Below are 26,264 nucleotides of genomic sequence, written 5' to 3'. Positions count from 1 at the left end.
TCCCTCTACACCGAACCGTACGACGTCGAGAACGAGGTCAACGGCTTCTACACCTACGACCGCCGCGTGCTGAAGATGACCGAGTCCCGGGTGCGCGCTGTCAACCAGAAGGTTCTCGCGATCGCGAACGGCACGGCGGTGGGGCCGGACGACCTGGTTTCGTTGCGCGTCACCACCTCCGGCTACACCGACCGCTACCTGCGCCACCGCGACAGCCTGGCCCGCACCGACGTGCCCGGCTCCGATCTCGACCGCCTGGACTCGACGTTCTTCACCCGGCCTGGTCTCGCGGACGCGTCCTGTCTGTCGTTCGAGTCGCGGAACTTCCCTGGACTCTTCCTGCGCCACGCGAACTCCCGGATCGGCATCGCGGCGAACCCGGTCGCCGCCGACGCCACGTTCTGTGCGCGTGAAGGTTCCGGTGGCACCGCGCTGGAGTCGTACAACGTGCGCGGCAGCTTCATCAGGCACTTCGACGCGAACGTGTACCTGGCGCGCAGCGGTGGCCCGAACCCTTGGGACACCCCGAACTCGTTCGCCGCGGACACCACCTGGGCGATCAGCGTCGCGGTGTGGCGCAGCGGCGCGGAGCTGCCGTTGGACCAGGCCAGGTCGTTCCGCGTCACCACACCGGGCTTCACGGACCGCTACCTGCGGCACCGCGACGGCCTGGCGCGCACCGACGTCGTGACGAGCGGGAGTGACGGTCTGCTGAAGGCGGACTCGACGTTCGTGATCAGGCGAGGACTGGCCGATCCGACCTGCTACTCGCTGGAATCCCGCAACTTTCCCGGCAGCTATCTGCGGCACGCCGACTTCCGCGTTCGCCTCAACGCAGGCGAGAACTCCGACCTGTTCCGCCGCGACGCCACGTTCTGCGCCCAGCCGGGCGAGGGCGGTGTGCGGCTGGAGTCGGTCAACGAGCTCGGCACCAACATCCGCCACTACCAGGAGGAGGTCTGGGTCGCCTCGAACGGCGGCGCGCACACGTACGACAACCCTGCCTCGTACAACCAGGACGTGAGCTGGGCCGTGAGCTCGCCCTGGGCACCGTAGGAGAGAAATCATGCTGCTACGCATAGTTTCCGTGTCCGCGATCGTGTTGAGCACGATCACAATCCCTGCCGCTGCGGCTTCCGCCGAAGTCGTCGACGCGATGAGCCGCGACTTCGGGATCAGCACCGCGCAGGCGCTGACCAGGATCCGCCAGGAGAAGGTGGCGCTGAAGATCGCGCCCGCCGCCCAGGAGGCCGCTGCCGACGCGTACGGCGGCAGCTGGTTCGCCGACGGCGGGCTCCAGGTGGCGGTGACCGATCCCGCGAAGCTCGACGCGGTGAAAGCCGCTGGAGCACAGCCGGTTCTGCGCACGAAGTCCTTCGCCTCGTTGACAGCGACCAAGAACGGCATTGACAGACTGTCGAAGGCCGGTGCGGTGTCGAAGGACGTCGCCGGGTGGCGGGTCGACGTCCAGCGCGGTGCCGTGGTGGTCGACGCTCTGCCAGGAGCCGATCTCTCCGGTCTGCCGAAGGATGTTGTCGTCAACACCGCAGGTGTGCAGAAGCCGCAGACGTTCGCGGCCGGCACCGTGGGCGGCGACCCCTTCTACACGGGCAACGTCCGCTGCTCGATCGGCTTCTCCGTGCAGGGCGGTTACGTCACCGCAGGCCACTGCAACGTCGGTGCGTGGAACGTCTACGGCTGGGACCGTTCGTGGCAGGGGGAGTTCGTCGGCTCTTCCTTCCCCACCAACGACTACGGCTGGGTCCGCACCGGCGGCGGCTGGTGGAACGTGGCGGTCGTGCTCGGCTGGGGCCAGGTGAGCGACGCCCTGGTGCGCGGCTCGTGGGAGGCCCCGCCCGGCACGTCGGTGTGCCGCTCCGGCTCGACCTCGCACTGGCACTGCGGCGTGGTCCAGGGCCGCAACGAGACCGTGAACTACCAGCAGGGCGCGGTCTACGAGATGGTCGGCACCAGCGTGTGTGCGGAACCGGGCGACTCCGGCGGGTCGTTCATCACCGGCGACCAGGCGCAGGGCGTGACGTCCGGCGGGTACGGCAACTGCTCGAGCGGTGGCCGCACGTGGTTCCAGCCCGTTAACGAGATTCTGCGTGTTTACGGGTTGCGGCTGCTGACTGCCTGATCGGTCGTTCCCACCCGGGACGCAGACGCGTATTTTCTTCACGTCTGCGTCCCGGCTCTCTTTCCGAGGTGATCACGTGCTGGCAGCAGGTCTGGTGCTCGCGATGCTGGTGAGCGGCGCTCCACTGGATCCCAGGGAACCGGGGGAGCATTCGGTGGTCTACCGCGTCGACACGGTCATCTCCGCCCCTCAGGAGCGCATCTACGGGCTGCTGACCGACTTCCCCGGCTACGCGAGCTGGAACCCGTGGGTGACCAGGGCCGAGGGAGGCACGTCACCGGGCGACGAGGTGAAGGTCGACGTCATCCTCGGTTCGACCAAGATGGCCGCGAAGCACACGGTGCTCAACGGCGTGCCCGGCCGGCGGTTCTGCTGGAAGGACGCCGGTTGGAACGCGTGGTTCGTCTACGGCCAGCGTTGTCGCACGCTCACAACGCAGCCCGACGGCACGGTGCTCGTCTCCAACGAGCTGCTGATCGACGGAATCCTGTCCGGCGGAGCAGATCACTTCATGGGCAAGGCGATGCGTGACGGCATGCAGGCGGAGAACGCGGCTCTGAAGCGCATCGCGGAGTCCTAATTGAACAGAATCCGCCTGGCGGCGGCCTTGCCGAGGGGCGTGCGCAGCCCTGTGAACGCCAACTCGGCGAGGCCCGGCCCGCGGACCAGCGACAACCCGCGACGCATCGTCGACCTGACGAGGTAGCGGCGGCGCATCGCGGCAGCGTCGTAGTGCTCCAGGACGTACTTGTTGCCGCTGCGCAGGTAGTCGAACGTGACCGAGGCGGCGAGCTCGGACATCCGCATGCACGGGTCGAGCCCGCCTGCGGTGAGCGGGGAGACCGCGCCAGCCGCGTCGCCGACCAGCAGCCCGTCCGGCGACACGATCTTGCGCAGCAGCCCGCCGACGGGGATCGGTCCGCCGCGCCGTTTGACCGGCCCGACGGGCGTCGGCGTGGGGAAGCTGTCGCGGAACCGTTGCAGCAGCTGGGGCAGCGGTGCGGCGAACCGGTCGGCGCGTCCGGCCAGGCCCACGTGAGCGTGCTCGCCGTCGTCGATGACCCACGCGATGTAGCCGGGTGCGAGCCGCGGGTCGACGACGCAGTGGAACGTCGGCGTCGAGCCGGACTTGATCGGGTAGACCTCCTCGATCCCGGTGATCAGCTGCCGGTTGACGTCGAGGCCGAGCTGCCTGGCGACGGTGGACCGGGCGCCGTCCGCGCCGATCGTGAACCGGGCCTTCGTCGCCTTCATCGGATAGCTCGCGTTGAGGTGGACCTGGGCACCGGCCCGCTCGGCGTCCTCGACCGCTTGAGCGTAGATGCCCGCCATGTCACCGACTCGGAACTCGTCGTGAGCGCTAACAAGCTCGACAGGTTCCCGGAGCGACGGCGGGTAGAGCAGCACACGCCGGACCGCCGGGCCGAGGTGCGGCAGGTCGTAGTCGGTGAGGGTGCGCCGGACGAAGATCCCGGTCGTGCGGATACCGCTTTCCAGGCTGGTCCGGCGTTCGCACACGGCCACGTCGAGGCCTGCGTCGGCGAGCAGGCGAGCGGTGTTGAGCCCGGCCAGCCCGGCGCCCACGACGAGCACGTCCACGGTGTCCATGCCTGACCGTAGGACGGACCAGGGCGGAGGTTCCCGTTCGGCCGCAACACCTTCACCGGATCTGCACGGATCCTCCACAAAAGTGAGGCCTTGACACGTCGGAGGTCTGTCGCAGATCGTGATGGGCACCGCCGCCTCGAACTTCTGGTTCGAGGAGGAACCCGCATGGAGTTGTTCAACCGCCGCACGGCACTGCGAGGAGCGCTCGCCGTCGCGGCGACGCCGTTTGTCGCCGGAGTCGCGTCGGCTGACGTCGGAGCACTGGCGTTCGTGCAGAAGTGGGCGCCGAATCCCGGATCGGTCGGGCTGAAGGCGTTCGTGGGCATCGAGGACGACCGCTCCAACTCGCATCCGTCGGCCACGCACATCTTCGCCGAGAGCGACCAGTACCGGTTCGTGATGCACAAGTCCGATCGGGACGGTTCGGACCGGCAGCGCCAGGAAGTCCGCGCGATCCAGACCGGCAGCACCCGGCACGACATGAAGAAGGGCGAGACCTGGCGCTACAACTACCAGATGTACATCCCCAGCTCGTTGAAGGGGACGACCAGCTTCACGCACATCTTCCAGGTCAAGCACACCGGTGTGGCATCGCCGGTCGTGACGATGTCGTTGTTCCGCAGCGGTTCCACCGAGACCGTCGAGATGCGGCTCTTCGGTGCGGGACAGGCGAAACTCGGCAGCACGCCGCTCGCACCGTTGCGCAACAAGTGGATCGACGTGGAGATCGAGATCAAGGTGGCCGACGGGTCCGGCTCGTTGCGCTTCGCGTTGAAGGACGGCGCAACCACGGTCGTCAACGCGTCACGGTCCAACTTCGACACCTGGCTCGGTGGCACCCAGGCGCATCCGAAGTGGGGCATCTACCGGTCCCTCGGCGACTCCGCGCAGCTGCAGGACACCTACCTGCTGCTGCGGAACATGAAGGCGTACCGCAACGAATGAGGTGTTCCCTCCAGGTCCGTCAGAGGTGAGAATTACTCGCGTGGGGGACCTACGAGTTCGGACGTTCGAGAGCAGGGCCGGTGTCGCCGCCTTCCTGGCCGGCGTGTGGCTGATCGCCGCGCCACCGGTCCTGCACTTCAGCGCGTCCGTGCACGCTTTCCGGCCTTACTGGTGGTCGATGGGACTGGCCGTCGTCGTCATGCTGCTCGGCATGGTGCGGGCGATGGCGCCGCTGGACGTGCCGCTGGCGCAACCGATCACGATCGCTTTGGCGCTGTGGCTGGTGATCGTCGCGTTGCACGCGGCGGATGGCGGTGTTTGGGCCGTTTGGCTCAACCAGCTCGTCGTGTCGGCTTTGATCGCGCTGTCCGCGGGACTGGCGTTGTTCGTCAGCATGCGCCGATGAGCCGGTGGCACACGCCGTCGGACAACTGCCTGATCTGCCACGGCGCACAGGAGGTCGTCATCGGCGTCCGCGAGCGCGGGCCGCACGAGCGCATGCACGATTACGTCCGCGTGCTGTTCTGCGCGGCCTGCGACGTCGGCGAGGTTCGCACGTTCAGCTACGACGACTTCGTGGCGTACGGCGAGGAAGACGACGTGATGGTGTGGTCGGGCGTGCTCGTCACGGCCGACGTCGACCGGCTGCGAGCCGAGTTCGCCTGCGGGACGCCGCTTGATCACAAGTGTCAGTGCGCGCAGCACATTCGGGCCTATGACTCGAATGTTCGCGCGAACAAGACCCTGCTGGCGGAGTACGGACCCGCCCGGCACAGTCCGGACGGGCGCACCACCGTGACGGTCAGGGTGACCGATGGTCTTGCCGAGTTCTGCTGACGCTCAGCAGCGCTCGCTGGTCTTGGCGAACAGGAAGTAGCTGCTGCCGTCGACCTCGCCGTGCGCGCGCGTGCAGTCGTCGAGCGTGTCCGCGGGACCGCCCCAAAGCTCCCGCTGGCCCCGCGCACCCGTCTTGTACCCGTGGGTGTTGTTGTCGCGGGTCAGGATGTGCGTGCGGAGAGTGAAGTCCCTGCCGGCACGAGCGATCCACGAGTCCCACACGTAGATGTAGGAGAAGTTCTTGCCGCAGCCCTTGAACTGCTTCACCGATGCCACGGTCTCGTCGTAGTTCTTCACGTAGGCAGTCGATCCGATCTGCGTAACGCTGTTGCAGTACTGGTTAGACTCGGCCTGCGCCGTGCCGGTGAGCGTCACGGCGACTGCCGCCGAAACGGCAGCGGCGGCCAGGATCTTGCGCATGGTGCTCCTCTCGATTTGAGAGGAGCGTCCGTTGCGCCGGTTAGTCACCGGTAAATCAGATGATCGCGGTCGCCTCGACCTCGACCAGGTGCTCCGGGAGGTCCAACGTCGCCACGCCGATGAGCGTGGCGGGCGGCTTGACCGCCTCGCCGACGCGCGCCATGGCGTTCTCGATGCCCTTGAGCAGTTCCGGCATCAGGTCCTGCGTCCAGTTCACGGCGTAGACCCGATCGCCGTGGAACTCAACCACGAGGCTGGGGAGAGCGCCGCCACCAACTGATCAGGCCAGGTCCTGCCGTGTCAGGGCTTGCGGCCCACCGCGCCGGCGATGCAGTACGACACCGGGGGGAGAGGCGTGATGCGCGGACCGTCCGGCCACCAGTCGGCGCACAGGGACAGACCGGGATCGACCAGTTCGAGGCCGGCCAGCATGCCCTCGATCTCGTCGCGGGTGCGGAAACGGCCGGTGCCCATCGGGCTGTGCAGGAACGTGTCCTCCATGCGGCGGGCGAGATCGCTGTGCTCCGCGGTCTGCGGATCGAGGAAGTGGCTGAGTGCCACGTAGGAACCGGACGGCAGCGCCTCGATGTACTCGCGCATGATCTCCTGCGGGCTGATCTCACCATCGTAGTGGTGCAGCGTGCCGAGCTGGAAGAACGCGATCGGCTGCGTGAAGTCGATGTGCTTGCGCACGATCGGGTCCTCGAGGATTTCCTTGGGGTTGAAGATGTTCGCGGCCGAGAAGTGCGTCTGGTCGTTCTCCTCGAGCAACGCCCGGCCGTGTGCGAGCACCACGGGGTCGTTGTCGACGTAGACCACGCGAGCTTCGGGCTGGATCCGTTGCGCCACCTGGTGGGTGTTCTCGGCCGTGGGCAGCCCCGATCCGCAGTCGAGGTACTGGGTGATGCCCGTCTGGCTCGCGATGAAGCGGGTGGCGCGGATCAGGAAGTTGCGGTTGTCGAACGCGAGGGTCTGCGCTTCCGGCGCGACCTGCTGCACCCGCCGCAGCACCTCGCGGTCGATCTCGTAGTTGTCCTTGCCGTTGAGGAAGGCGTCGTAGACCCTGGCGATGCTGGCCTTCGTCGTGTCGATGTAGACGGGCACATCGGTGTCGGGCATCACGAACCTCACAAACGTAGACATGGCATGGCGTTCTGTGCATCAGATCACACCGCACCCGGCCCACGCACATGAGCCGAATGCGTGAATGTGCCGCCGCTGCACGTACAGTGATCACCCCTTGCGCCGTTGCATCTACAGCAACCGCCTTTCGAGTGGATTGTGCTGTCCGCACTGGCGCAGGTGAGGGCCGGAACGCTAAGGAGGAGCCCTGATGGCGACTGCTGACTCCAACTCGGCGAACGTCCGGCCTGGAGGCCCGACAGCCCTGCGCATCGTGCTCGGCGCGCAGTTGCGCAGGCTGCGCGAAGCAGCGGACATCTCGCGCAGTGAAGCGGGTTTCGCCATCCGCGGGTCCGAGTCGAAGATCAGCAGGCTGGAACTCGGCCGCGTCGGCCTGAAGGATCGCGACGTCGCCGACCTGCTCACCATGTACGGGGTCACCGACCAGGCGGATCGGGACATGTTCCTCGAGATGGTCGCCCAGTCGAACCAGCCGGGCTGGTGGCATCGCTACAGCGACCTGATGCCGGACTGGTTCCACGACTACGTCGGCCTGGAAGAAGCCGCGTCGAGAATCCTCACGTACGAGCTGCAGTTCGTGCCCGGCCTGCTGCAGACCGAGGACTACGCCAGGGCGATCGCGAGCCGCGGCCGCCCGGACCTCGCGGACAAGGCGGTCGAACAGCTCGTCACCCTGCGCATGCAAAGGCAGAAGATCCTGGCCAGGCCGGGCGCGCCCCGTCTGTGGGCGGTGATCGACGAGTCGGTGCTGTACCGGCCGATCGGCGGCGTGGCGGTGTTGCGCGGTCAGCTCGAACACCTGCTCGCCGTCACCAAGCAGAAGCACATCGCCCTGCAGGTTCTGCCCTACTCCCTGAGCGGTTACGCGGCCGAGAGCTCGTTCGCCATGCTGCGGTTCGACGAGCCGGAGCTGCCGGACATCGTCTACCTCGAGCACGGCGGCGGCGCCCTGTACCTCGACCGGAGCAAGGAGCTCGAGCTGTACAGCCGGATGTTCGACCGGCTGACCATCGACGCCCACACGCCGGACCGCACGCGCCAGGTGCTGAGCAAGCGTCTCGCTGAGCTGTAACCCCGCTGAGCTGTAACCCGAGCTGTAGCCCGGCCGCCGCCGACCCATAGAGCGTGCAAATGCACGTGCATTTACCCGTGCGAGTGCATCTGCTACCGTGCGTGCACAGCCAAATGCACGTGCATATGCACCCGTTTCGCGGAGGCGGAGTGGCCATGGGAGAAGCGATCCACAGCGGGATGTCAGCCGCCCTGCTGACGGACGCGACCTGGCGGAAGAGCAGGCACAGCGGCGCGTCCGGAAACTGCATGGAGCTCGCCCGGCTCGACGACGGCGGCATCGCAGTGCGGAACTCCCGCTTTCCGGACGGTCCCGCGCTTGTTCTCACTCGCGCCGAGATCGCGGCCTTCCTGGCGGGTGCGAAGGAAGGTGAGTTCGATGACTTCGTCGCGTGACACCATGGACAGCGCCACGGTCCGGCTCAACGCGCTGATCTTGCGCGGCTTCCAGTTCCTCCACCCGCGCAACCACAAGGGCGAACTCACCGCCGTCGTGGGCGTCCGCGCTCACGACAACGTCATCGACGTCGTCCGTCTGCACGACGAGAACGACGCGATCGCGACGCGGATGCCGGCGGACGAGGCCAACGTCCTGGTGCCGACGCGGTACTCGTGGCAGCGCACCGGCCCCGCCTGCCGCGTGATCGAGGAACTGCTCGAACTGCCCGACGACCGAACCGCCTGACCGCGGCCCGGCCCCGCTCAGGTCAGCTTCGCGAGGTAGACGGTGTTCGTGGAGTCCTTGCCCTGCAACGGATTGGGAAAGCTGACGATCTCGGCGTGGACGTCGGTGAAGACCGACGAGAGCGTGGCGATGAACTCGTCGTCGGGCGGGTCGTTGGACCACAGCGCGAACACTCCGCCGGGACGGAGCAGGCCGGCCAGCCGCCGCAGGCCCTCGGGCTCGTAGAAGTCGACGTTGCCGGGATGCAGCAGGTGACGCGGCGAGTGGTCGATGTCGACGATGATCGCGTCGAACGCCCGGCCGGGAGTCGCCGGGTCAAAGCCGTGTCCGGAGCGGAGCATCGCGAAGAAGTCACCGTGCACCAGGCGGCACCTGGCGTCGGCCGTCAGCACGGACCCGGCGGGGATGAGCCCCTGCTGGTGCCATTCGATCACCTCGCCGAGCGCGTCGACGATCAGCAGCGAACCGACATCCGCGTTCTCCAGCACGGTCACCGCCGTGAAGCCGAGCCCCAGACCACCCACGACCACGTCAAGGGGTGCCCTCGGAACTGCCGCGAGCGCGAGGCGGGCCAGTTCGACCTCGGCGACGGTGAACATGCTGGACATCAGGAACTCGTCGTTGAGCTTGATCTCGTGGACTTCCCCACCCACAACGGGATCGTGTCGCTTGCGCAGCGTGAGTTCACCCAAAGGTGTCTGGCGCCAGTCGAGTTCCTGGAAACGAGCACTCATGTGTTGGTCAGCTCCGTGGTGGCGGTCCGGCGAATCGGTCCGCGAGCCGACAGTCTGCCTGTGGTGTGGAACCGTCGCAGCCGGTGGGGTGGCCTGGCCCGATTCCGGGGATCTCCCACTGGTCCGCGCGGGCGGCGAGTGTCCACTTCGGGTCGGTGCAGGGCGGCCGAGTCGCCGGTCTGAGCCAGGTTGAAGCCCGTGCTGGCGCTCCGCAGGTAGTAGACGCCCTCTGGGCCGCCGCACGGGCGGGGACCACCGGGACCAGCGCGATGAGAATCAACACGACTACGGCTGGGAATCGCACCCGGCCAGGCTCGTGCAGGCTCTGGGCCGCCGGAAATCGGCTGAAAACCGTTCACGGTGAACAACTCCGGCGGATGCCTGAGACCTGAACCATATCCGTTGTGCTTCCCGTGCGGGCAAGCCGAAACCCGGCCGCGACTGGTCGACTTGGGACAGACGACATCAACCGCGCGACGGAGGAGAACGATGCGGTCAGAGTTGGCGGAACGGCTGCGCTCGCTGCCGGTTCCGAAAGAGCTCGACGTGACGGCGCTGTTCGGCGAGCTGGACACGCAGGGCGCTCGGCGCGCCGCGGAGCAGTACAACGCGGACCTGGCCGCGATCGTCCAGGCGGAGCGGGACTACGCGGCGGTGCTGAGGGCCGCGGACGAAGCCGAGAGGATGGCGCAGCAGCTGCGTGCCCGGCTCGTCGAGTTCGCCGAGCGGTCGGCGGCCCGGTTGGACCCGGTCCACGCGCTGGCAGACGCCCATTCGGCGCTGCTGGCGCCACTGGCGTCGATGGAGATCGAGAAGGCCATGACCGCGGCGGGGGCCGAGCTGGAGAAGCAGGAGCTCGCCGCCGAGCGCGGAGAGGTGCTGACCGCCGACGGTCTCGACATCGTGGTCGAACCGGTGATGCAGGCGCTCGACGGGGTGCGGAAGGTCGTGCCGGAGGCAGGCCAGGCGCTGGAGGCGCTGCTCGGCGTCCAGACCGCGCTGCACAACGTGATCAGGGAACGGCGCGGGCTCGGCCGCGGGCCGATCGAGCCGGAAGACGTGGATCGCTTTCACCACGCCACGCTCGAGATCAGGGTCCAGCTGACGCGCGTCCACCAGGACGTGCGGGCGTTGCGGAAGTGGGCCGAACAGCGCCTGAACAAGTGCACGAAGATCGAGAGCGACGTCATCGGCGCGCACACCCGGCTCAAGAACGCGTGGAACGTCTACATGGGACTCAGCCTCGGCCCGGTCGGCTAGGGCCGGCCGGACCACGCCGCAGTCCGGCCCGCACCGGTCAGGTGGTGAGGCGGGCGAGGATCGCGTCGTGGTCCGATCGGGCCTGCTCGACCCACTTGGACACCTCGAGCAGTGTGGCGGCAGTCGCCGCCGCCGTGTCGGACACCGCCTTGTTGCGCGTGACCAGGTCGTCGTGAACCTCGTCCAGCGAACCGAACTGGGCGGAAGGTGTGTAGCCGGCCAGCGTCGACAGCCAGTCGCGGACCGCGCGGACCTGCGTCGCGATGGCGGTGAAGCCCTCCGCCCACGAGGCGGTGTCCTCGAGATCGGTGACGAAACCGAACGAGTTGGTCAGCATGTACTTGATCTCGCGGCCGACTTGGCTCACTCGCCTGCCGAGGTCGTCGCGGCCGGCCGCGCCGGCCACCGCCTCGCTGAGCCGTCTCTCGCCGGCCCGCAGGATTTCGGCGGTGTCGGACAGGACTTCGTGCCACGGGCTCAGCGGCGTGCTGCCGTCGAGCTCTGCGAGCAGCTCGGCCCTGCCCGCGATCTCGCGGCGCACGGCGGCGTCGAGCTCGGCCCGCCTGCCGTGGTCGGTCGCGGTCTCGCGGGCGCCGAGCAGCTCATTGAGTCTGCCGCTGTAGGTGGGTGACCCCGGCCCCAGATACCCGTCGTACAGCGTGGGGAAGTCCGTCGCCGGGAAGGACGGGGGCGGTGGCACCGCCAGCTCGCTTTCGTCGTCAGGTTGCTCGCCGAAGTCCAGCACCGGATCGATGTTCACCGGCATCGAGACCGGCATGAACCCGGTGAGGCCGTCGGCGGGCCTGCGGCAAGTCGGGCACGTGCCCCGCAGCGCGAGCCAGTCGTGCGCACAGCGACTGTGGAACGAGTGCCCGCACAACAACCGCCAGCACGGCGCGGCGCCCTCGCCGTCCAGCACGTTCTCCAGGCAGATCAGGCACGACTCGCTGGTGGACTCGCGCAATCCCGCCGCGTACGACCGGGCCGCGGTGCTGAGCCGTTCGGCGGCCGCGGACGCGACCAGCAGCTGTTCCAGCACCTCGCCGGCGACCGGGGCCGCCGTGCGCTGCCACGCCTGCACGGTGGCGGCGAAATCCGCCAGCGTGGCCGCTACGCCGTCCGGATCAGCGTCCGACGTTGCCAGCACCTCCACCACCATCGCGGGCATGCGCGCGGCGTAGCGCCGCAGCTCGTCGAGCGTCGTGATCTGCGTGGTGAGCTCGGGTGCGGCGACCGAACGCGCCAGCTCACCGAGGCGGTCGAGATCGAACGCGGGCACCGCCCGGTCGACGGCCGCGAGCCGGTCCGTCAGCGGCGGCAGGTGAGAACCTCCTTCCGCGGCAACGGCGTCGAAGCGCGTGGAGATCTCAGTGAGCCGTTCGGTGGTGCTGTCGAACCACATGGCGATCACGTGCCGCAGCGCGTCCGCCTCGGCCACGACGGCACCCGCCGCGTCACCCACCTCGTCCAGCCACGCCACGGCGGTCCCGGCCGCCGTGCCGACCTCGGCCGGGTCGAAGTCGTCGACCCGCACGGATCCCACGAGCTCGTCCTCGCGGTGCAGCGCCGCAGTCACCCGCTGCCCGGCGAACGCCGTTTCGCACACTGCCACGGCGTTCTGGACGGTGCCTGCCACGTGCGCGAGCACGGGTCCGCCGGGCCAGTCGCGGAAATCCACCTGGTTGACCATGCCGTCGACGGTGGCAGCGCACCGGGCCGGCCGCACCGGCCGAGCGGGCATCGCCGCGGGCAACGCCGGGCCCGGTCCGACCAGGAGTTCTCCCGGTTGTCGCCGGATCGGATGGTCGCGTAGAAAACGCAATGGGCATCCCGAATCCGTGCCGTGGTCGGGGCTGGGATGTCGTGCGAGGGTTGTCCGGCAGAGCCGAGGGCTCTGCCGGACACCGGACTAGGCGAAGAGTGACACCACCGCGTTGTGGCCAGGTCGTGGTCCGGTGCGCCGGGCGAACGCGTCCGCCAGCGGTCCACGCGGCCTGCAGGCGGGTGCCAGTGCTTTGCGGCACAACGGACAGCTCCATTCCCGGTGCACGCCCTTGGTCGCGACTCAGGAGTGCAGGCAGGCCTTGCGCATCGAATGGTGGCAGCTGAACCAGACCCGCTGTTCGGGTTCGAACGCCTGCGGACATGCGGGGCACTTGTCGGGTGTGGTCCATTCGGGCGCGGGTGGACCGGCGAAATGGCTCACGGGCGGCGACCTTCCGGCAAGCGCCGTGGCTGCCCGCGCGACTGCCCTTGAGGCCGTGCCCGCGCAGAGGAGCCTCGCGATACTGGACGCACGGCCCGTTCGGCCAGCGGCCCGCTCATCGGATCCCACGGCTGGTCGTGTCTTCTGCCGAGGCAAACCGGGGACGAACAGGGAGCACGCCGGCTCGCTGGTCGCGGGTCAACGGGTGGAGTTCGACGTGGTCTCGGCACCGCACGGCGCATGCGCGGTGTGGGCGCGGCGGCTCGACGAGCCGTGAACGGGGGAATCCGTGACGAACCAGCTGCAGAAACTGCTGCTCGACCTGTGCCAGGAAGTGGTGTCGCTGCGGCAGGCCGTGGCAGCCGCAGTGGTGCCCGCCGATCTCGACGCTTCTCCGGCCATGTCGCGGTCGACGGATCTTGGGCTCGCCATGCATCCCTTTCTGCAGCAGGCCAAGAGCGCGACGGAGAGCGAGCGCGTCGAGGAGGGGCTGCGGATGATCGAGGGGGGCGTGCTCGTGGCCGTGAACGCGGTGATGGAGGCGTTCGGCGTGTTGGAGCGAGGGGGCGCGACCGCTCAGAACGACTGGTCTGGGCGGCGCGCGGAAGCCACCAGGCTGCTCGACAAGGCCGAGAGGCGGCTGCGGGATGCCGTTGCCGTGCACGACGAGCTCATCGCGCTGCCGGCCGCGACAGTCCGCCCGGCGCTCGAGCACATCACCACGATGCGCGAGCACGTCAAACGTGCCCACGACGAGCTTGGCACCTCTGCCGGGCTGGTGCGCTGTGACGACGAGTTCGCCGCCGCGCTGAACACCGCCGAGCGGATGCGGCCGTTGCTCGCTGCCGCCACGGCATTGGCGCGGCCGACACCGTTCGACGCGGTCATGGCTCAGGTGGCAGAGCGGGTGGAGTCGGCTGAGGAACTGCTGCAGCAGGTGCGCGCGGTGCTGGCCGAAGCGGTGGAACAGGAACGCGCGGGCACGCCGGGGCCGCCGGGGGACGGCGCGGAGTGGGTTGAGATGGACTCTTTCGCCGATCACCGGTGGCAAGCCGAACGCGAGCAGGCGGCGCAGGTTTTGTCAGCTGCCTACGGTGATCTGCAGTTCGCGTACCAGCGCTGTGCCGCGGTGCTGTTCGAGACGCTGTGATTCGTCCTTTGTGGACTGAAAGGGGATCGCGCTCCTGCCCTGGGGACTGCCCGTCCGAGTGGGCCGGCGCCGGCGTCGCGGTGGCATCGTCGGCAACGACGGAAAGTCCGGGTCGTCCCGAGAGGTGAGCATCATGAAATTGGGCGTCGAGCTGCGCGGTTGGCCCGCGTTGACCTCGTCCCCGCTGCTCGCCGCCGAACGTGGGGAAGTCACCGCGGTGCTGGGGCGCTACAACGTCCTGGTGGCCACGCCGGCGTTCGTCCCGATGGACGCACGGCAGCTGCTGCGCGTCGCCGACGTCCTGCTCCGCGACCTCGCCGCACACGCGGACGCGCGGCGCGGGGAGTTCCAGAAACTGCTGAAGTCGTTGGAGAGCTGGCTGCTCGAGGTCACCGAGATGGTGCTGCGGCTCGGTCACCTGGCGCGCGTGCTGAGCACTGGTGCGACGGTCAGCGACCTCACCGCGTCGTTCCACGCGCACCGGTGGGACGTCCCGGTCGTGGACGAGCGAGTCGCTGCGGAGGACACGGTGCCGGAGCTCGCACGGGACCTCGGTCTGCTCCGCGAACTGTGCGGGACTCCGGTGAAGATCGCGAAGGAGACCGGTGCCGTGATCGACGGTGCGGAGGATCTCGGCGTAGTGCTGGGCGCGTTGCGCAGCTTCGTCGAGTCGATCGGCGGCTGGCACGGGCAGCTCGTGGCGTGTGTGCACCGGTCGGTGGACCAGCTGACCTCGCTCGACCGGTGCGCGGCGCACCTGGTGTCCGATGTCGGGAAGGCACGCGCTGTGCTCGCCGGACGCGACCAGGAGCTCGACCGCCTGCCTGTCGTGAGCCCGGAAAACCGGTGCGCCGTGTGCCACCAGCCGTTCGACGGCGGCGAGGTGCGTGCTCTGGTGTGCGGGCACGACTTCCACGACGACTGCGTTTCCCGCTGGCTCAGCACGCGAGGGCGATGTCCGCTGTGCCGGGCACAGGCGGGCGAGGACACCGAGCCGCATCTGCCTGGCCGGCTCGCGGTGGACGGTGAGCACGTGCGGTCGGTCTTCCCACCGAGGCGAGCCGGTGCCCTTTACGTGGGGCCGGGTGGTGCTGAGGGGTCGCGCCACCAGCGCCGGATCAGGAGCGCGGTCGGTGCCCACGCGCGGGCGCTGGCGGACGGAGGAGACGTCGAGGCCGCCGCTGCCGAAGTGCACGCCGCCGTGCGTGAACACGAACGGGTGCTGGGTGCACTGGCTGACGGGACGTGGACCGGCTGGTCCGAGGTGATCGAGGCGGCGCGCCAAGCTGTAGTGGTGCGCACGGCGCAGCTGATGCGAGCGGCGGAGGACACGCGTCTCGCGGAGTCGCTCACCGGCGTCGAGGACCGGTTCGGCTGCGCGGGTCTCGCCGTGCGGCTCGACCAGGTCGCCGGTGCGTGCACCGAGCTGGCCGCGACGTATCCGCAGCTCCTGCGGCACGCCGCGAACGCCGCTCGAGCGTCTGCCTGGTTGGCCCTGCTCGCCGAGGGCGGTGCCGCGCTGATCGCCGGGGTAGCGGGCGCCGCGGGCACCGCGGACGGTCGGTTCGATGAAGGTCTGCGGGCCGCAACCGCCGTCGTGACCGGCTGGCTGCGGGCGCTCGACCGCGAACTCGCCCCGTGGTGCGCGTGGGCCACCGAGGTGGCCAGAGCCCACGCGAAGGTGCGTGAGGCAGTGCGGCCGCGCCGGTCATCCACATAGGAGGTTCGACGAGATGAGCCTGCCAGTCGGTGCCACGCACGACATCTGCGCGATCTGCCGGGAGGAGCTGCCGCCAGGGCAGGCCGAGGTGCTGCCGTGCGGGCACGGGTTCCACGGTGGTTGCGTCCGGCCGTGGCTGCGGACTCAGCCCGAGTGCCCGTTGTGCCGGTCTCTCACCCCGCCGGGGCCGGTGGACGTCGCCGGGTGCCCCACTCTGCACGAAGGGTTCGGTGCGACCTTCTCCGCCGACGTGGTGAGGGCGGACGTGGACGTGGTGACGCGTACCGGTGCGCTCAACCGGTTGCTGAGCAGCACGGTCGCGCCGGAGGCGGTGCATGCCGCGGCGGTCGCGCTGGACGAGGCGCTCGCCCGGCGTGCTCGGCTGCTCGGCGAGGCCACCGGTGTCGTGTTGAGCACGCCGGTGGACGCGGTCTTCCGGTGGCGCGACGACTTCGACCAGGTGTGGTCGCTCGCGGAGAGTCTGCACCGGCAGACAGCGGCGGGCGGTCCGGCCGACCCGTTCGTGCTCGCCCCGCTGCTGGCGTTCTGCGACCGGCTGCCGCCGGTCGCCCAGGACGTCTCGCGCCAGGTGGGGGCGCTCGCCTCGGCGTTGCAGGCCGACACGCTGATCGACGTCTCGTTCGCCGCCGCGGTGTTCTGCGACGAGGTCGTCCCGGAGCTGGCCGATCCACAGTGGACAGCAACGGAGGAAGTGGCCGGACCACGCGACTGGGCGCGGTTCGCGAGCGTGCTGCACGACCGGTGCGTCGAGCTGGACGGGTACCTCTTCCTGGTGGTGCGGGAACTCGAGGTGCACGAGGAGCGCTACGCCGCCGCGATGCGCGACAACCGTCGCCTGGAGGACCATCTCGCGGTGGTGGCAGCGTGGTTGCGCCGGACGTTGACCGGGGCGTAGCCCGCCCGGTGCGATCGTCAGTGCGCGGTCAGCCCCAGCGGGGCGGCGATCGACCGCACCACGTCCCACACGCCGCTGTTGTCCTCGGCGGCGACGGTGCACCAGTCCGTCAGCTCGATCAGCCTCAGCCGCACGTCGTCGAGTGCGGAGACGACTTCGGTCAGAACCTCGTGGCCGACGGGATTGCCGCTGCCGCCCGGAAGCCGGGCTGCCGACTGCCGGATCAGCGCGGCCGCGTTCTCGGTGCTGGTGGTGCTCGACAGGACGGTGACGAGCTCACCGAACGCGGTGTGCAGGGCAGCCCACCCGGAGGCGGGCGCCGACCCGGCGTCCTCGGCCATCCGCGTCAGTTCACGCCTGCACCGCTGCGCGAGATCGGTGGCGCTCGAGCACACCCACGCCAGCTCCTCGACGGCCTCCTGCCGCCAGACGAGTGCGCGGACCACGCTGCTCACGATCGCGTCGAGATCGCTTCGCGGGCCGGGGGAGCCCGCGTTCGCGTGCGCGTTGAACCCCTCGACCGCCGCGCGGACGGCCGCGTTCGCGTCGTGCAGCACGGTGTCCGCCGCGAGCGAGCCTGCCTGGCCGATGTCCACCGCCTCCGGGAAGTCCGCGGTGAAGTCGAGGCGGCACAGTGGGCACCGCCGTGACCCGGCGCCCCACTGCAGGATGCACTCGAGGTGGAAGCAGTGGCCGCAGCCGAGCTCCTTCGCGATGTGCGGATCATCGATCTCGGCCAGGCAGACGACGCACTCGTCCACGTCCGCGAGCGGCATGGTTCACCTCCTGGTCCGAGGTCGACGATCCCAGCCCGGCACCGGAAGCGGGCGTTCGCGGGGGCAACGGTGGGGGCAGCGTGCGGTCCGCTGTGGACGGTGAACGCGCGCAGGCACTTTCGGGCAACCGGACGCGCGGTCCGCGCGGTGACGATACGGGCGAGTCGTTGCCACCCGGAGGTCGTCGCGTTGACCACACCCACCACAGGCCTGGACGAGGACGCCGAGTGCCTCGTATGCGCCGAACCCTACGGTGACACCCGGCCGCGGGTGCGGGTCGACACGCGCTGCGTCGGCCTCCTCTGCCTGGTGTGCTTGGAGAACATCGTTCGCCAGTCGTGCGTGCCGATCGCCGTGGCCACGGCGGGCGACGACGAGGTCCAATGGGGACAGCTGCCCGCGATCAGCTGCCCGTTCTGCCGCCTCGTGCTCGACCGGGCGGTACTGGAGCTGCTGCCGCTCGACCCCGTGCTGGTGGACACCGCCTGGGGGCTGGACCGCGGCCGGCCGTACTACCGCTACGCGGGCGGGGACTGGCAGCCCTACGGCGAGCTGCCGTTCGCGGCCGAGGCGAATGCCCTGCCCGGCATGGGCGTCGAGCACCTCGGCTCGCTCTACGGCGACCTGACGCTCATGCCCGTGCTGAACGACGCGCTCGGCGACCAGGTGGACGACTACAATTCGGCGTTGTTCCACCTGGGGAACCTGATCGGCGCCGGGGTGCCGATGACCGCGGCGCAGGTCGAGGAATGGCGGTGCTACCTCCAGGACGCGGCGAACCGCGTCGCGGCGCTCTGCGGGCGGCGTGGTGACGTGGTGAACCTGGTGCTGGCCGTGCCGACCGAGGTGCTCGACGGTCACGTCGCCCGGCTGGCCGCGATGACGACGGTGTGCCTGCGGTTGTGCGAGGCCACCGATGAGACGGTCGGCGTGCTCACCGACGTGCTCGTCGCCACGCCGTGCCTGAGGCTCACCGTGCCGGACCTCGAACCGATCGCGAACCTGCTGGGCGAGACCACGTCCTGGTTCCAGACCGCCGCGGAGACGAACCGGGTGAACGACGAGCTGTCGGCGCTGTGGGTGGATCTCCTGCTGCAGGCGCCCGGATGGACGGCGGCGACCGCGCGGGTGGAGGCGCGCCGGGTGCTGCAGACCATGGAGGACATCGATGTCCAGAGATGCGTTTCGCAGCTGGACGAGGTCCACGACGAATGCGCCGCTTTCCGCAAGGAGAACACCTATCTGCTGTCCGTGGTCGCGACCATCAGGCAGGTGCTCGGGGTCGGCTGAGCACCGCTACTCGATGGCGGACAAGAGCTTCTCGATTTCGCCGTCGAGGTCCATCCACCGCGACTCCTCGCCCATCGGCACGACCTCGAAGGTGCGGTCGACGAACTCGGCCACGTCCAGCAGCGCCGCGCTGAGCGTCGACACCCGACCGTGGTCCGCGAGCCGGAACTCGACGCGGGTGGCGTCGTCCTCAGCAGGGCGGACGACCACGTCACCATCGCCGGTGGGCGCGAGCAGCCCGGCGGCCACGAGATCACGGCCGATCGCCCACCGCACCTGCTGGGAACCGACCGTGAAGACGAACGCCAGTGTGTACGGGTCCCTGGTGTCGTACACGATCCCGGTGGCGAGCGATCGTTCCGTGCCGTCGGCGCAACTCATGTGCAGGGCACTGGTGGTCCTGGTGGTGACATGGTCCATGAGTCGGCGCTCCTCGACCTGGCGGTGGGACGGCACGCTCCACATCGGATCGTGATACCGGGAAGACTCCGCACACCGCCGGGCCTTACGGGCCGTCACCGAACCGGTAGGGCGTGGCGGACGAAATGGCCGGGCGGGCCCCTCGCCCCTGGACGTGAGGGCGGCCACCACGTGGATGCCCCGCCGGCCGAGCCGGACGAACGGTTGTTCCCCCGGTGGTGCCCGAGCGGGCAGGCAGCGGGTGCTCCGCGCTCCCTACCGTCGTGGTGACAGGTCTTGGAGGTTGCGATGCCCACGACTTACGGCGAGCTGACCACGTGCCCGGTGTGCATGTCCACTTGGGACGAGCTGGCGGCCGAAGGCGTCACCGCCGTCGTGATGCACCCCGGCGGGGCGTGCCGCATCGCGTTGTGCATGACCTGTCTCGGCTGGATCTTCCAGCAGTCGCTGGAACCCGTCGAGATCGGTGCCGGGATGGGCAGGCTGCGCGCCGCACCGGCGTGCCCGCTCTGCACCTGCGCGCTGGAGCGCGGGCATGTGGTGCAGCAGGGTTTCGACGCCGCGCTGTGGGACGAGGTGTTCGCCGCCGACCGCGCCGCCGACTACTTCCTGCGGGACGGTGAGTGGCACCGTGTCCCGGACGACCCGTTCATCGGTGTCGTGGCGCAGGCGCAACCGCTGGACGCCGCCGCGTTCCAGCAGCAGGTCGCCGAGCCGGGCCGGTTCCCCGAGCTCGCCGGCGGCACGTTCGAAGCGATGCGGCGGTTCAACGACGACCTGCTGCACGCCCGCGCTGCGCGCACCGCACCCGAGATCGCCCAGTGCCGCGCTCTGCTGCGCGACGACCTGACCGACCTCGCCCAGCTGTTCGCCCGCTACGGGCAGATCGTCGGCACGGCACGTCAACTGGCCGCCGTGCTCGCGGTCGCCGACAACGTGGACTGGCTCTACCGGATGGGTGGGACGCTCGATCATCCGGTGAACGGCGCGCGGGCACGTGCCCTCGTCCGCGAGTACGTGGTCGAGGTGCCGCCGTGCAACGCCGGGAACGCTCCCGGCGACATGGCCCAGCTGCTCGCCGACGTGGCCGAGTCCCGCGACATCGTCGCGCGGCAGCGGCAGCTGGTCGTCGATCTCGCGACCCGGCTGGACGCCGACGGCGGGCGGCCGCTCACCCAGGACGAGACCGCGACGGTCACGGCGGCGCGCACCCGGCTGAACCTGGTCGACGAGTTCCTGACGAGCGAGGTCCTACCGCTCGTGCGGTGGGCGGACCGCGTCGACGGGCTGCTTCAGCTCTTCGGGCTCCAGGTCGCCGCGCTCATCGCGAACATCGGTCAGGAACAGGTGGTCTGAGGACAGCCATGGTTCACGAAGTGGATCTGACGCAGTGGTCGGAGCAGCTGACGGGCGCGAGCCGGTTCGAACCGGAACGCGTGGCGCTCGTCGAGGCGGTCGACCGGTACAACGGGCTGGTGCGACACGCGGACTTCTCCGCACTGCATGCGGTCGAGCTGCTGCGGACGGCCGCGAGCACGGTGGCGGAGCTGCACACCCGCGCGAGTGATCTCGTCGCGGACTGCACCGCCGCGGGCGGCGCCCTGGACGAGTGGTTCGACGAGCTGCGGGACAAGGCAGGTCGCTGGGAGCACTTCGCGGCGGTGCTCGACACGGACGTCTCCGCCGACGACCTGCGGCTCTCGTTCGACCACGTCTTCCTGCGGTGGAACCTGCCGTCGTGCACCGCGCTCGAGGGTGTCGCCGCCCTGCTGGACGCGGGCGGACGCGGTGACGCGGCTGACGCACTCGGCAGGCTCGACGACTTGCGCAACGCTCCGCGAGTTGCCGCCGTCGCGCTGGCGTTGCCGGCCGCACCGGACGCCGAACGGATGCGGGAAGTGCTGCTGCCCTTCACCTACCAGGTTCGCGACTGGTCAGAGGTGGTGCAGGCGCGGATGGCGGCGGTGGAGCACGCGTTGCTCTCGCTGCACGCCGAGGCGGTGGCACTGCGGGACTGCGCGAGCGAGGTGTACGGCGTGGTCGCCCAAGTGAGCTCGCAGCTCGCGGACGCCGCCGAGCCGGTGTGCACCGTCTGCCAGGAGACCATGTCCGGCAATGGAACGCTGACGCTGTCGTGCGGTCATGTCTTCCACAACGACTGCGTCGTGCCGTGGCTGGAACAACGGCGCACCTGCCCGTTGTGCCGGGAGGTCGAGCCGGGTTGGGAGAACGTCGAGCCGCAGCCGATGCCGGACCACATCATGCCGGTGCTCGACCTGGCCGAGGACTTCGAAGGTCTCGACGGCTGGGAAGGCCTGGACGGTTCCGACGAGTACGACACCGACGACGAGACCGAGACTCCCTCGGCGGCCCAACCCGCAGAGGCGTACGTCCGGGCACAGTTCCCACCGCAGCAACGCCAGACCCTCTACGTCGCGTGGCCGGACAGCGCTCGCGGGCGGCAGGCGATGACCGCGATCCGGCAGGCGATCGACGCGTACGGCACGGCCACCGGCGCACAGCGCACGGCGGCGGCCAACGCGGTCAGAACCGCGGTCAAGGCACGCGACGAGCTCCTCGGACCGCTGGTCACCCGCGACCTCAGCTCCTGGCTCACGCTGCTCGCCGACATGCCCGCGACCACCCAGGGCTGGGCCGACGGATCGCGTTCGGGAGAAGATGAGGCCGACGGGCTGTTGCGGCGGATGGCGGACGTCCAGGAATGCGTGCGCGAGCTGGCCAGACTGGACGACGGCCTCGATTTCGCGGTACCGCAGCTGACCGTGTTGAACCAGCTGGTCGCCGAGCTTGCCGACAGCGGCACGGCGAGCGGGAGGTCGCGGTTCACCGCGAAGGTGGAGCAGATCCGCGAACTGGTGACGGTGCTGGCCGCGACGCTGGCTCCGCTCGCGAACTACGCGGTCCGGTTGCAGGACGACCACGACGCCGTGATCAGGCACCTGGCGGACGACTGACGGGGCCCCTCAGCGGCCACGGATCAACCGCACCTGGTCCAGCACCAGCGCGGCCTCGCGGCGCGCGACCAGCACACCGTCACCGAGCAGGCGCACCCGTTCGTCCACCGCGTCCAGCACGGTGAGCACGACGGCGGGGATGCGCTCCAGGCACAACCAGAAGACCTCCGCCGATGCGTCGTCGTGGTCCGCCGGGCCGTCGTAGCGCGTCCTGAGCCGGTCGTGGAAGTCGGTCACGTCGGAGTGCGCGGTCGTCAGGTCGAGTCCCGGGAGCAAGTCCTCATAGGACTGTCCAAGCGCGCGCAACGCGTCGCGGATCTCGCCCAGCACCCGCATCTGCGACATGGCGCCCCAGTAGTCGCCGACGCGGGCGAGCAGCGCCTCGGTTCGTTCGGGGTGCTGCTCGCAGAACGCGGCGAGGTGCTCGCAGCGCTGCCGGCAGTCCGCGGTGAGCTCGGCGACCGCCCACAGCCTGGTACCGGTGATCCTGGCGGACTCGGCGAACTCGGTGACGGCGGCCGCGACCTCGTCCAGCAGCGCCGTCCGCCGGCCGACGCCCGTGCCCTCGCTCTCGGCGTTGTACCGCCGCACGAGCTGGATCAGCTCACCGGACTCGGCGATTCCGTGCAACGAGATCATCGACGTCGCGAGCGGCCCGTCGCCGGGACCGGTGATGCGCGCGGTCACCTCACCGACGAGCGCGGGAGGTAGCGCGGCCAGGTCGATCCCGGCCCGGCAGCTCGGGCACGACGGTTGAGCGTGTGCGACGGCCGTGCGCGCCAGCCAGTCGGCGATGCACACGAGATGGAACCCGTGCGCGCACGCGGGCAGCACCGAGACCGGAATCCGGATGCGCGCGTCGATGAGCGGGTCGACGCACACCGGGCACTCGTCGGTGACGAGATCGCGCAACCGCGCCAGCAACACCGCGCACTCCTGCGGAGCGCCGGCCTGCGCGCCGGTGACCTCGTTCACCGCCCGGTCGACGAGCTTCGCGAAGTCGTCGCTCGCGAACTCACCGTACGACCACAGGTTGTTGATCCAGTCGACGAGGACGAAGAAGGTGGGCTCGGGCTCCGGCTGGCCGGTGAAGTGACGCAGCAGCGCGGGAAAGCCGGTCAGGTCGATGATCTGCACCGGCCCACTGTGGAGTGATCAACTCGGCGTGCCCAGATCCGTTGGGGCAGCGCGAAAGGGCAACCGGGGTGTTCGTGGCGATCACCGTGCTCGCGCGGAGTCAACGGCCGGGTACGGCGACGCACACGTAGAGACCGTTGGGCCGGGTGACCACCAGGTCACAGGACGGCGTCGTCGAGCTGGAAACTGGCGCGGGCGTGCTCGTCGCCGTGGAGCTCGGCTGCCCGGCGGTGTCGGGTTGATCGGCGGTGGTGGTGTGCCGGGCCGCGCTGGTGAGCGGGGGAAGTTCCGCCACAGCCGAAGAGCGGGTCGCAACCGTTGGGGCGGTGCGGGCTTCGGTTCGCGTGACAGAGGTGTCCGGTACGGCGGTCAGCAATGGCGGTGCGGACGGGATCGATCTGATCGGTGTGGCCTGTCCGGTGGAAGCCTGTTCGGCGACCGGGACTTCGGGGTGCTTCGGTGCGGAGGGTGGTGCCGCGCCCGCGCCCGCGCAGACCGACACCCCCGCTGCCAGCAAGGTCGCCGCCGCGATCGTCTTCACCACGCCGAGCGTGCCGTGCGCGGCATTGGACAGCGATGACGCCAATGCGGGCGTTGTGAGCACGACCGGTAGCAGTGCGCCGCGCAGCCCGCGGTTGAGCTGTGCCAGCCCGGCGGCGAGGTCTGCGCACCGCGGGCATTCGTCGAGGTGCGCCCGAACTCGCCGGGTGTCGCCGGTGCCGGTTTTGCCCCGCACGTAGGCGCTCAGCTTCTCGACGACGGCACGGCAGCGCTCGTCCTCCACGTCCGGCAGGTACTCCTTGAGGTAGGCGCGGCGCAGGCCTTCCCTGGCCCGGAAGGCCAGCACCGCCACGCTGTTGCCCGTGCCGCCGATCAGCGCCGCCACCTCGGCCGGGCTCGCGCCTTCGACCTCGGTGTGCCACAACACCTGCCGCCACCGCTGCGGCAGCGTGCCGAAGGCGCGCGCGACGAGGTCGTGGTGCCAGCGGGTGATCACCGGGTCCGGTTCGTCGACCGGTCGTTCCAGCACCGAGACGTCGCCGTGCGGAACGACGCGGGCGTTCGCGCGCCGATGGTTGATCGCGAGGTTGCGCAGTGCGCGCAACAGGTACGGCTGGAAGGCCTCGGTCGGTCCGGCACCGCGCCGCAACGCTCGCAACGACGCGGCGAACGCCTCGGCGACGAGGTCGTCGCGTTCCGCACCGCCGAACCCGATCGCCGCCGCGGTGCGCCGGGCGGCACCCAGGTACCGCTGGTACAGCACGCCGTACGCGGAGGTTCGTCCCGCGCGAACCTCCGCGAGCAGCTCCGCATCCGTCCGTTCGTCCGCATCGGTCATCGGGTCTGCTGTCGACACGTTCCCACCTCGCCGCTGTCTGGACTCTCGACGTCCACACACGCGTGCCGCTCGTTGATTACGCGCCTCGTGGTTGCCCTTCCGGGCAAGTCGGCGGTGCGGCGGCGGCGCCACAATCCCGTCCGAGACCGAAGTCAACGGTGCCGGAGGTTTGCGGGTTGACCACGCCGAACTACGACATGACGTGCCCGATCTGCGTCGAGCAGCGGCCGGTGACCGCTGTCGACGCGCAGTGCACGGGCCGCATGTGCTTGCCCTGCCTGGAAATGCTCGTCGAGCAGTCGACGGTGCCCACAGCGGTCGCGACCGCGAGCGACGACGAGGCCGAATGGGGCCAGCTGCCCGCCGCGCCGAGCTGCCCGTTCTGCCGCGCGGAGCTGGACCGGGCCGTTCTCGCGCAGCTCGGTGTCGCGGCACCGTTGCTGGACGCGGCGTTCAGCGCCGACCGCTCTGCGTACTACTACCGGTACGTGGGGGATGACTGGCAGGCCTACGTCACCCGGCCGTTCCTCGACGAGGCAGGCTCGATGCCGGTGCTCGACCCGGCCCGGTTGCCCGTGGTGTACGGCGACCACCTGTTCATGCCGGGTGCGAACGAGGCGCTGGCACGCGAGGTCGACGACTACAACACCGCGCTGCGCGCGTTCTACGACGCCGTCACCGGCGCGACACCGCCACCGGCGGAGGACATCGAGCGGTACGTGCTGTACTTCGGCGCGCTCGCCACCCGGATCACGGCGTGGTGCGAGCGGCGTGCCGAGGTGGCTGACCTGTTCCTCGACGCGTCCGCGACACCGGACACCGTCGCCGTCGCACACCGCGAGCAGTTCGGCGCGATGCGCCTGGTCTGCATGCGGTTCGCACTGGTGACCGAAGACCAGGTGCCGTCCGTGGTGGCGTTGCTGCGCGAGACGCCGTGCGTGCGGCTGAACGTGCCCGACCTGCGACCACACAGCCACACGCTCGGACCGTCGACGGCCTGGTTCGACCTGGCCACGAGCGTCGCGGAGCTGAACGAGCACCTGGCGGAGGTGTGGACGGCGCTGCAGGACTTCGGCGCGCGGTGGACGCCGGAAACCGACCGGGAGCCGGTGTTCGAGACGCTGCGGGCGATCGACGAGGCCTACGCGCGCGAGGCGATGGAAGAACTGGAGAGCCTGCTGTGGTGCTGCGCCGTGGTGCGGCAGGAGAACAGTCACCTGCGGGAGCAGATGAACGTGGTGCGTGAGCTGCTCGGCATCGAGGACGTGGTCGCGCCACTGGTTTGACCGCCACCGTCAGCGCCATGTTCGGGTGCTGGGCTTGGCTTTGCCGAGCGACGGCACTTCGATGGCCGCTCGGCTCGGTGTGGAAGGCGACGAGCACGTCAGGCCCGTGACGGACCCGACGTGCTCGTCGGCCTCGATGCGGGAGAGCTGTCAGCCGGCGGCCGGCTGTTCGTGCATCCGGGTCGCGCGCACAGCCTTGCGCACCT

27 protein-coding genes are annotated in these 26,264 nt (G+C 69.6%); 17 read left to right on the top strand and 10 right to left on the bottom strand.

From position 1 onward, the window contains the following. The 3 genes from UK23_RS38405 to UK23_RS38395 form a co-directional block, all read left to right on the top strand. Positions 1-1,056, top strand: a 1,056-nt coding sequence (locus tag UK23_RS38405) for an AbfB domain-containing protein (protein ID WP_045316695.1), incomplete at its 5' end; no start/stop codon positions are given. Positions 1,057-1,066: 10 nt separating this feature from the next. Then, positions 1,067-2,140, top strand: a complete 1,074-nt coding sequence (locus UK23_RS38400; RefSeq protein ID WP_045316694.1) for a S1 family peptidase — start codon at positions 1,067-1,069, stop codon at positions 2,138-2,140. A 76-nt stretch (positions 2,141-2,216) separates the two neighbouring features. Further along, the gene (locus UK23_RS38395; protein WP_045316693.1) at positions 2,217-2,720 is read left to right on the top strand and encodes an SRPBCC domain-containing protein; all 504 of its coding nucleotides are present in this window, start codon (positions 2,217-2,219) and stop codon (positions 2,718-2,720) included. On the opposite strand, the gene UK23_RS38390 is transcribed toward UK23_RS38395, so the two are convergent. Then, positions 2,717-3,748 (bottom strand): NAD(P)/FAD-dependent oxidoreductase, encoded by a 1,032-nt coding sequence (locus UK23_RS38390; protein ID WP_045316692.1) that lies wholly within the window; start codon positions 3,746-3,748, stop codon positions 2,717-2,719. The two genes, UK23_RS38395 and UK23_RS38390, sit on opposite strands and share 4 nt — an antisense overlap. Positions 3,749-3,913: 165 nt before the next feature. On the opposite strand from UK23_RS38390, the gene UK23_RS38385 reads away from it, so the two are divergent. The 3 genes from UK23_RS38385 to UK23_RS38375 are packed head-to-tail and all read left to right on the top strand — an operon-like array spanning position 3,914 to position 5,530. After that, on the top strand, positions 3,914-4,693 hold the full coding sequence (locus UK23_RS38385) for a heparin lyase I family protein (protein ID WP_045316691.1): 780 nt from the start codon (positions 3,914-3,916) through the stop codon (positions 4,691-4,693). 40 nt (positions 4,694-4,733) lie between these two features. Further along, complete coding sequence (locus tag UK23_RS38380; protein WP_045316690.1) at positions 4,734-5,099, top strand: hypothetical protein; 366 nt, start codon at positions 4,734-4,736, stop codon at positions 5,097-5,099. Beyond that, entirely contained in the window at positions 5,096-5,530 is a 435-nt protein-coding gene (locus UK23_RS38375) for a hypothetical protein (protein ID WP_045316689.1), read from the top strand. The genes UK23_RS38380 and UK23_RS38375 overlap by 4 nt, the downstream gene beginning before the upstream one ends. Before the next feature lie 3 nt (positions 5,531-5,533). Here UK23_RS38375 and UK23_RS38370 read toward each other — a convergent pair whose 3' ends face one another. Genes UK23_RS38370 through UK23_RS38360 form a run of 3 tightly spaced genes read right to left on the bottom strand, consistent with a single transcriptional unit; the run spans position 5,534 to position 7,069 of the window. After that, a complete protein-coding gene (locus UK23_RS38370) occupies positions 5,534-5,950 on the bottom strand; it encodes a hypothetical protein (RefSeq protein ID WP_045316688.1) in 417 nt (138 codons plus the stop codon). A 55-nt stretch (positions 5,951-6,005) separates the two neighbouring features. Then, positions 6,006-6,200 (bottom strand): hypothetical protein, encoded by a 195-nt coding sequence (locus UK23_RS38365; protein WP_052685419.1) that lies wholly within the window; start codon positions 6,198-6,200, stop codon positions 6,006-6,008. Positions 6,201-6,250: 50 nt separating this feature from the next. Beyond that, entirely contained in the window at positions 6,251-7,069 is an 819-nt protein-coding gene (locus UK23_RS38360; protein WP_045316698.1) for an SAM-dependent methyltransferase, read from the bottom strand. A 214-nt stretch (positions 7,070-7,283) separates the two neighbouring features. On the opposite strand from UK23_RS38360, the gene UK23_RS38355 reads away from it, so the two are divergent. The 3 genes from UK23_RS38355 to UK23_RS38345 all read left to right on the top strand — a co-directional run bounded on the left by UK23_RS38355 (position 7,284) and on the right by UK23_RS38345 (position 8,849). After that, the gene (locus UK23_RS38355) at positions 7,284-8,165 is read left to right on the top strand and encodes a helix-turn-helix domain-containing protein (protein WP_045316687.1); all 882 of its coding nucleotides are present in this window, start codon (positions 7,284-7,286) and stop codon (positions 8,163-8,165) included. A 155-nt stretch (positions 8,166-8,320) separates the two neighbouring features. Next, a complete protein-coding gene (locus tag UK23_RS38350; protein ID WP_045316686.1) occupies positions 8,321-8,560 on the top strand; it encodes a DUF397 domain-containing protein in 240 nt (79 codons plus the stop codon). Then, complete coding sequence (locus UK23_RS38345; protein ID WP_045316685.1) at positions 8,544-8,849, top strand: hypothetical protein; 306 nt, start codon at positions 8,544-8,546, stop codon at positions 8,847-8,849. Before UK23_RS38350 ends, UK23_RS38345 begins: the two co-directional genes overlap by 17 nt. 17 nt (positions 8,850-8,866) lie before the next feature. Here UK23_RS38345 and UK23_RS38340 read toward each other — a convergent pair whose 3' ends face one another. Further along, positions 8,867-9,583, bottom strand: a complete 717-nt coding sequence (locus tag UK23_RS38340) for a spermidine synthase (RefSeq protein WP_045316684.1) — start codon at positions 9,581-9,583, stop codon at positions 8,867-8,869. Positions 9,584-10,072: 489 nt separating this feature from the next. Between UK23_RS38340 and UK23_RS38335 the strand changes: the two genes are divergently transcribed. After that, positions 10,073-10,843 (top strand): hypothetical protein, encoded by a 771-nt coding sequence (locus UK23_RS38335; RefSeq protein ID WP_045316683.1) that lies wholly within the window; start codon positions 10,073-10,075, stop codon positions 10,841-10,843. 37 nt (positions 10,844-10,880) lie between these two features. Here UK23_RS38335 and UK23_RS38330 read toward each other — a convergent pair whose 3' ends face one another. After that, positions 10,881-12,533 carry an RING finger protein gene (locus UK23_RS38330; RefSeq protein ID WP_156213695.1) on the bottom strand — a complete coding sequence of 551 codons (1,653 nt, stop codon included), beginning with the start codon at positions 12,531-12,533 and terminating at the stop codon, positions 10,881-10,883. A gap of 805 nt (positions 12,534-13,338) precedes the next feature. Between UK23_RS38330 and UK23_RS38325 the strand changes: the two genes are divergently transcribed. The 3 genes from UK23_RS38325 to UK23_RS38315 all read left to right on the top strand — a co-directional run bounded on the left by UK23_RS38325 (position 13,339) and on the right by UK23_RS38315 (position 16,835). Beyond that, positions 13,339-14,199 (top strand): hypothetical protein, encoded by an 861-nt coding sequence (locus UK23_RS38325; protein WP_045316681.1) that lies wholly within the window; start codon positions 13,339-13,341, stop codon positions 14,197-14,199. A 133-nt stretch (positions 14,200-14,332) separates the two neighbouring features. Then, a complete protein-coding gene (locus UK23_RS38320; RefSeq protein WP_156213694.1) occupies positions 14,333-15,919 on the top strand; it encodes an RING finger domain-containing protein in 1,587 nt (528 codons plus the stop codon). Positions 15,920-15,932: 13 nt separating this feature from the next. Continuing rightward, positions 15,933-16,835 (top strand): RING-H2 finger protein, encoded by a 903-nt coding sequence (locus UK23_RS38315; RefSeq protein ID WP_045316679.1) that lies wholly within the window; start codon positions 15,933-15,935, stop codon positions 16,833-16,835. A 17-nt stretch (positions 16,836-16,852) separates the two neighbouring features. Here the strand turns inward: UK23_RS38315 and UK23_RS38310 are convergent, their stop codons facing one another. After that, complete coding sequence (locus UK23_RS38310) at positions 16,853-17,611, bottom strand: RING finger protein (RefSeq protein ID WP_045316678.1); 759 nt, start codon at positions 17,609-17,611, stop codon at positions 16,853-16,855. A gap of 189 nt (positions 17,612-17,800) precedes the next feature. Here UK23_RS38310 and UK23_RS38305 point away from each other — a divergent pair, with 189 nt between their 5' ends. Beyond that, the gene (locus tag UK23_RS38305) at positions 17,801-18,901 is read left to right on the top strand and encodes a hypothetical protein (RefSeq protein WP_045316677.1); all 1,101 of its coding nucleotides are present in this window, start codon (positions 17,801-17,803) and stop codon (positions 18,899-18,901) included. A 6-nt stretch (positions 18,902-18,907) separates the two neighbouring features. On the opposite strand, the gene UK23_RS38300 is transcribed toward UK23_RS38305, so the two are convergent. Next, entirely contained in the window at positions 18,908-19,321 is a 414-nt protein-coding gene (locus UK23_RS38300) for an SsgA family sporulation/cell division regulator (RefSeq protein WP_196778074.1), read from the bottom strand. A gap of 288 nt (positions 19,322-19,609) precedes the next feature. Between UK23_RS38300 and UK23_RS38295 the strand changes: the two genes are divergently transcribed. Together UK23_RS38295 and UK23_RS38290 are read left to right on the top strand one after the other, a co-directional pair. Next, a complete protein-coding gene (locus UK23_RS38295; protein WP_045316676.1) occupies positions 19,610-20,677 on the top strand; it encodes a hypothetical protein in 1,068 nt (355 codons plus the stop codon). Positions 20,678-20,685: 8 nt separating this feature from the next. Then, entirely contained in the window at positions 20,686-22,296 is a 1,611-nt protein-coding gene (locus UK23_RS38290) for an RING-H2 finger protein (protein ID WP_045316675.1), read from the top strand. Between the two features lie 9 nt (positions 22,297-22,305). Here the strand turns inward: UK23_RS38290 and UK23_RS38285 are convergent, their stop codons facing one another. Together UK23_RS38285 and UK23_RS38280 are read right to left on the bottom strand one after the other, a co-directional pair. Beyond that, a complete protein-coding gene (locus UK23_RS38285) occupies positions 22,306-23,433 on the bottom strand; it encodes an RING finger domain-containing protein (RefSeq protein WP_045316674.1) in 1,128 nt (375 codons plus the stop codon). A 100-nt stretch (positions 23,434-23,533) separates the two neighbouring features. Next, positions 23,534-24,790, bottom strand: coding sequence for a sigma-70 family RNA polymerase sigma factor (locus tag UK23_RS38280; protein ID WP_156213693.1), 1,257 nt, complete (start codon positions 24,788-24,790; stop codon positions 23,534-23,536). A 158-nt stretch (positions 24,791-24,948) separates the two neighbouring features. On the opposite strand from UK23_RS38280, the gene UK23_RS38275 reads away from it, so the two are divergent. Continuing rightward, positions 24,949-26,058 (top strand): hypothetical protein, encoded by a 1,110-nt coding sequence (locus tag UK23_RS38275; protein ID WP_045316673.1) that lies wholly within the window; start codon positions 24,949-24,951, stop codon positions 26,056-26,058. Positions 26,059-26,264 lie beyond the last annotated feature (206 nt).

This window comes from Lentzea aerocolonigenes, from assembly GCF_000955955.1.
Lineage (GTDB): Bacteria > Actinomycetota > Actinomycetes > Mycobacteriales > Pseudonocardiaceae > Lentzea > Lentzea aerocolonigenes_A.
Note: the sequence above shows the minus strand (reverse complement) of the source record. Positions and strands in the feature narration are given on the sequence as shown.

Bases quoted from the DNA above. Each gene is read 5' to 3' on its own strand.
- UK23_RS38370 (WP_045316688.1), bottom strand. From the start codon at position 5,950: ATGCGCAAGATCCTGGCCGCCGCTGCCGTTTCGGCGGCAGTCGCCGTG.
- UK23_RS38345 (WP_045316685.1), top strand. From the start codon at position 8,544: ATGACTTCGTCGCGTGACACCATGGACAGCGCCACGGTCCGGCTCAAC.
- UK23_RS38320 (WP_156213694.1), top strand. From the start codon at position 14,333: ATGAAATTGGGCGTCGAGCTGCGCGGTTGGCCCGCGTTGACCTCGTCC.
- UK23_RS38400 (WP_045316694.1), top strand. From the start codon at position 1,067: ATGCTGCTACGCATAGTTTCCGTGTCCGCGATCGTGTTGAGCACGATC.
- UK23_RS38350 (WP_045316686.1), top strand. From the start codon at position 8,321: ATGGGAGAAGCGATCCACAGCGGGATGTCAGCCGCCCTGCTGACGGAC.
- UK23_RS38390 (WP_045316692.1), bottom strand. From the start codon at position 3,748: ATGGACACCGTGGACGTGCTCGTCGTGGGCGCCGGGCTGGCCGGGCTC.
- UK23_RS38300 (WP_196778074.1), bottom strand. From the start codon at position 19,321: ATGGACCATGTCACCACCAGGACCACCAGTGCCCTGCACATGAGTTGC.
- UK23_RS38290 (WP_045316675.1), top strand. From the start codon at position 20,686: ATGGTTCACGAAGTGGATCTGACGCAGTGGTCGGAGCAGCTGACGGGC.
- UK23_RS38375 (WP_045316689.1), top strand. From the start codon at position 5,096: ATGAGCCGGTGGCACACGCCGTCGGACAACTGCCTGATCTGCCACGGC.
- UK23_RS38335 (WP_045316683.1), top strand. From the start codon at position 10,073: ATGCGGTCAGAGTTGGCGGAACGGCTGCGCTCGCTGCCGGTTCCGAAA.
- UK23_RS38295 (WP_045316676.1), top strand. From the start codon at position 19,610: ATGCCCACGACTTACGGCGAGCTGACCACGTGCCCGGTGTGCATGTCC.
- UK23_RS38310 (WP_045316678.1), bottom strand. From the start codon at position 17,611: ATGCCGCTCGCGGACGTGGACGAGTGCGTCGTCTGCCTGGCCGAGATC.
- UK23_RS38340 (WP_045316684.1), bottom strand. From the start codon at position 9,583: ATGAGTGCTCGTTTCCAGGAACTCGACTGGCGCCAGACACCTTTGGGT.
- UK23_RS38315 (WP_045316679.1), top strand. From the start codon at position 15,933: ATGAGCCTGCCAGTCGGTGCCACGCACGACATCTGCGCGATCTGCCGG.
- UK23_RS38360 (WP_045316698.1), bottom strand. From the start codon at position 7,069: ATGCCCGACACCGATGTGCCCGTCTACATCGACACGACGAAGGCCAGC.
- UK23_RS38355 (WP_045316687.1), top strand. From the start codon at position 7,284: ATGGCGACTGCTGACTCCAACTCGGCGAACGTCCGGCCTGGAGGCCCG.
- UK23_RS38385 (WP_045316691.1), top strand. From the start codon at position 3,914: ATGGAGTTGTTCAACCGCCGCACGGCACTGCGAGGAGCGCTCGCCGTC.
- UK23_RS38330 (WP_156213695.1), bottom strand. From the start codon at position 12,533: ATGGTCAACCAGGTGGATTTCCGCGACTGGCCCGGCGGACCCGTGCTC.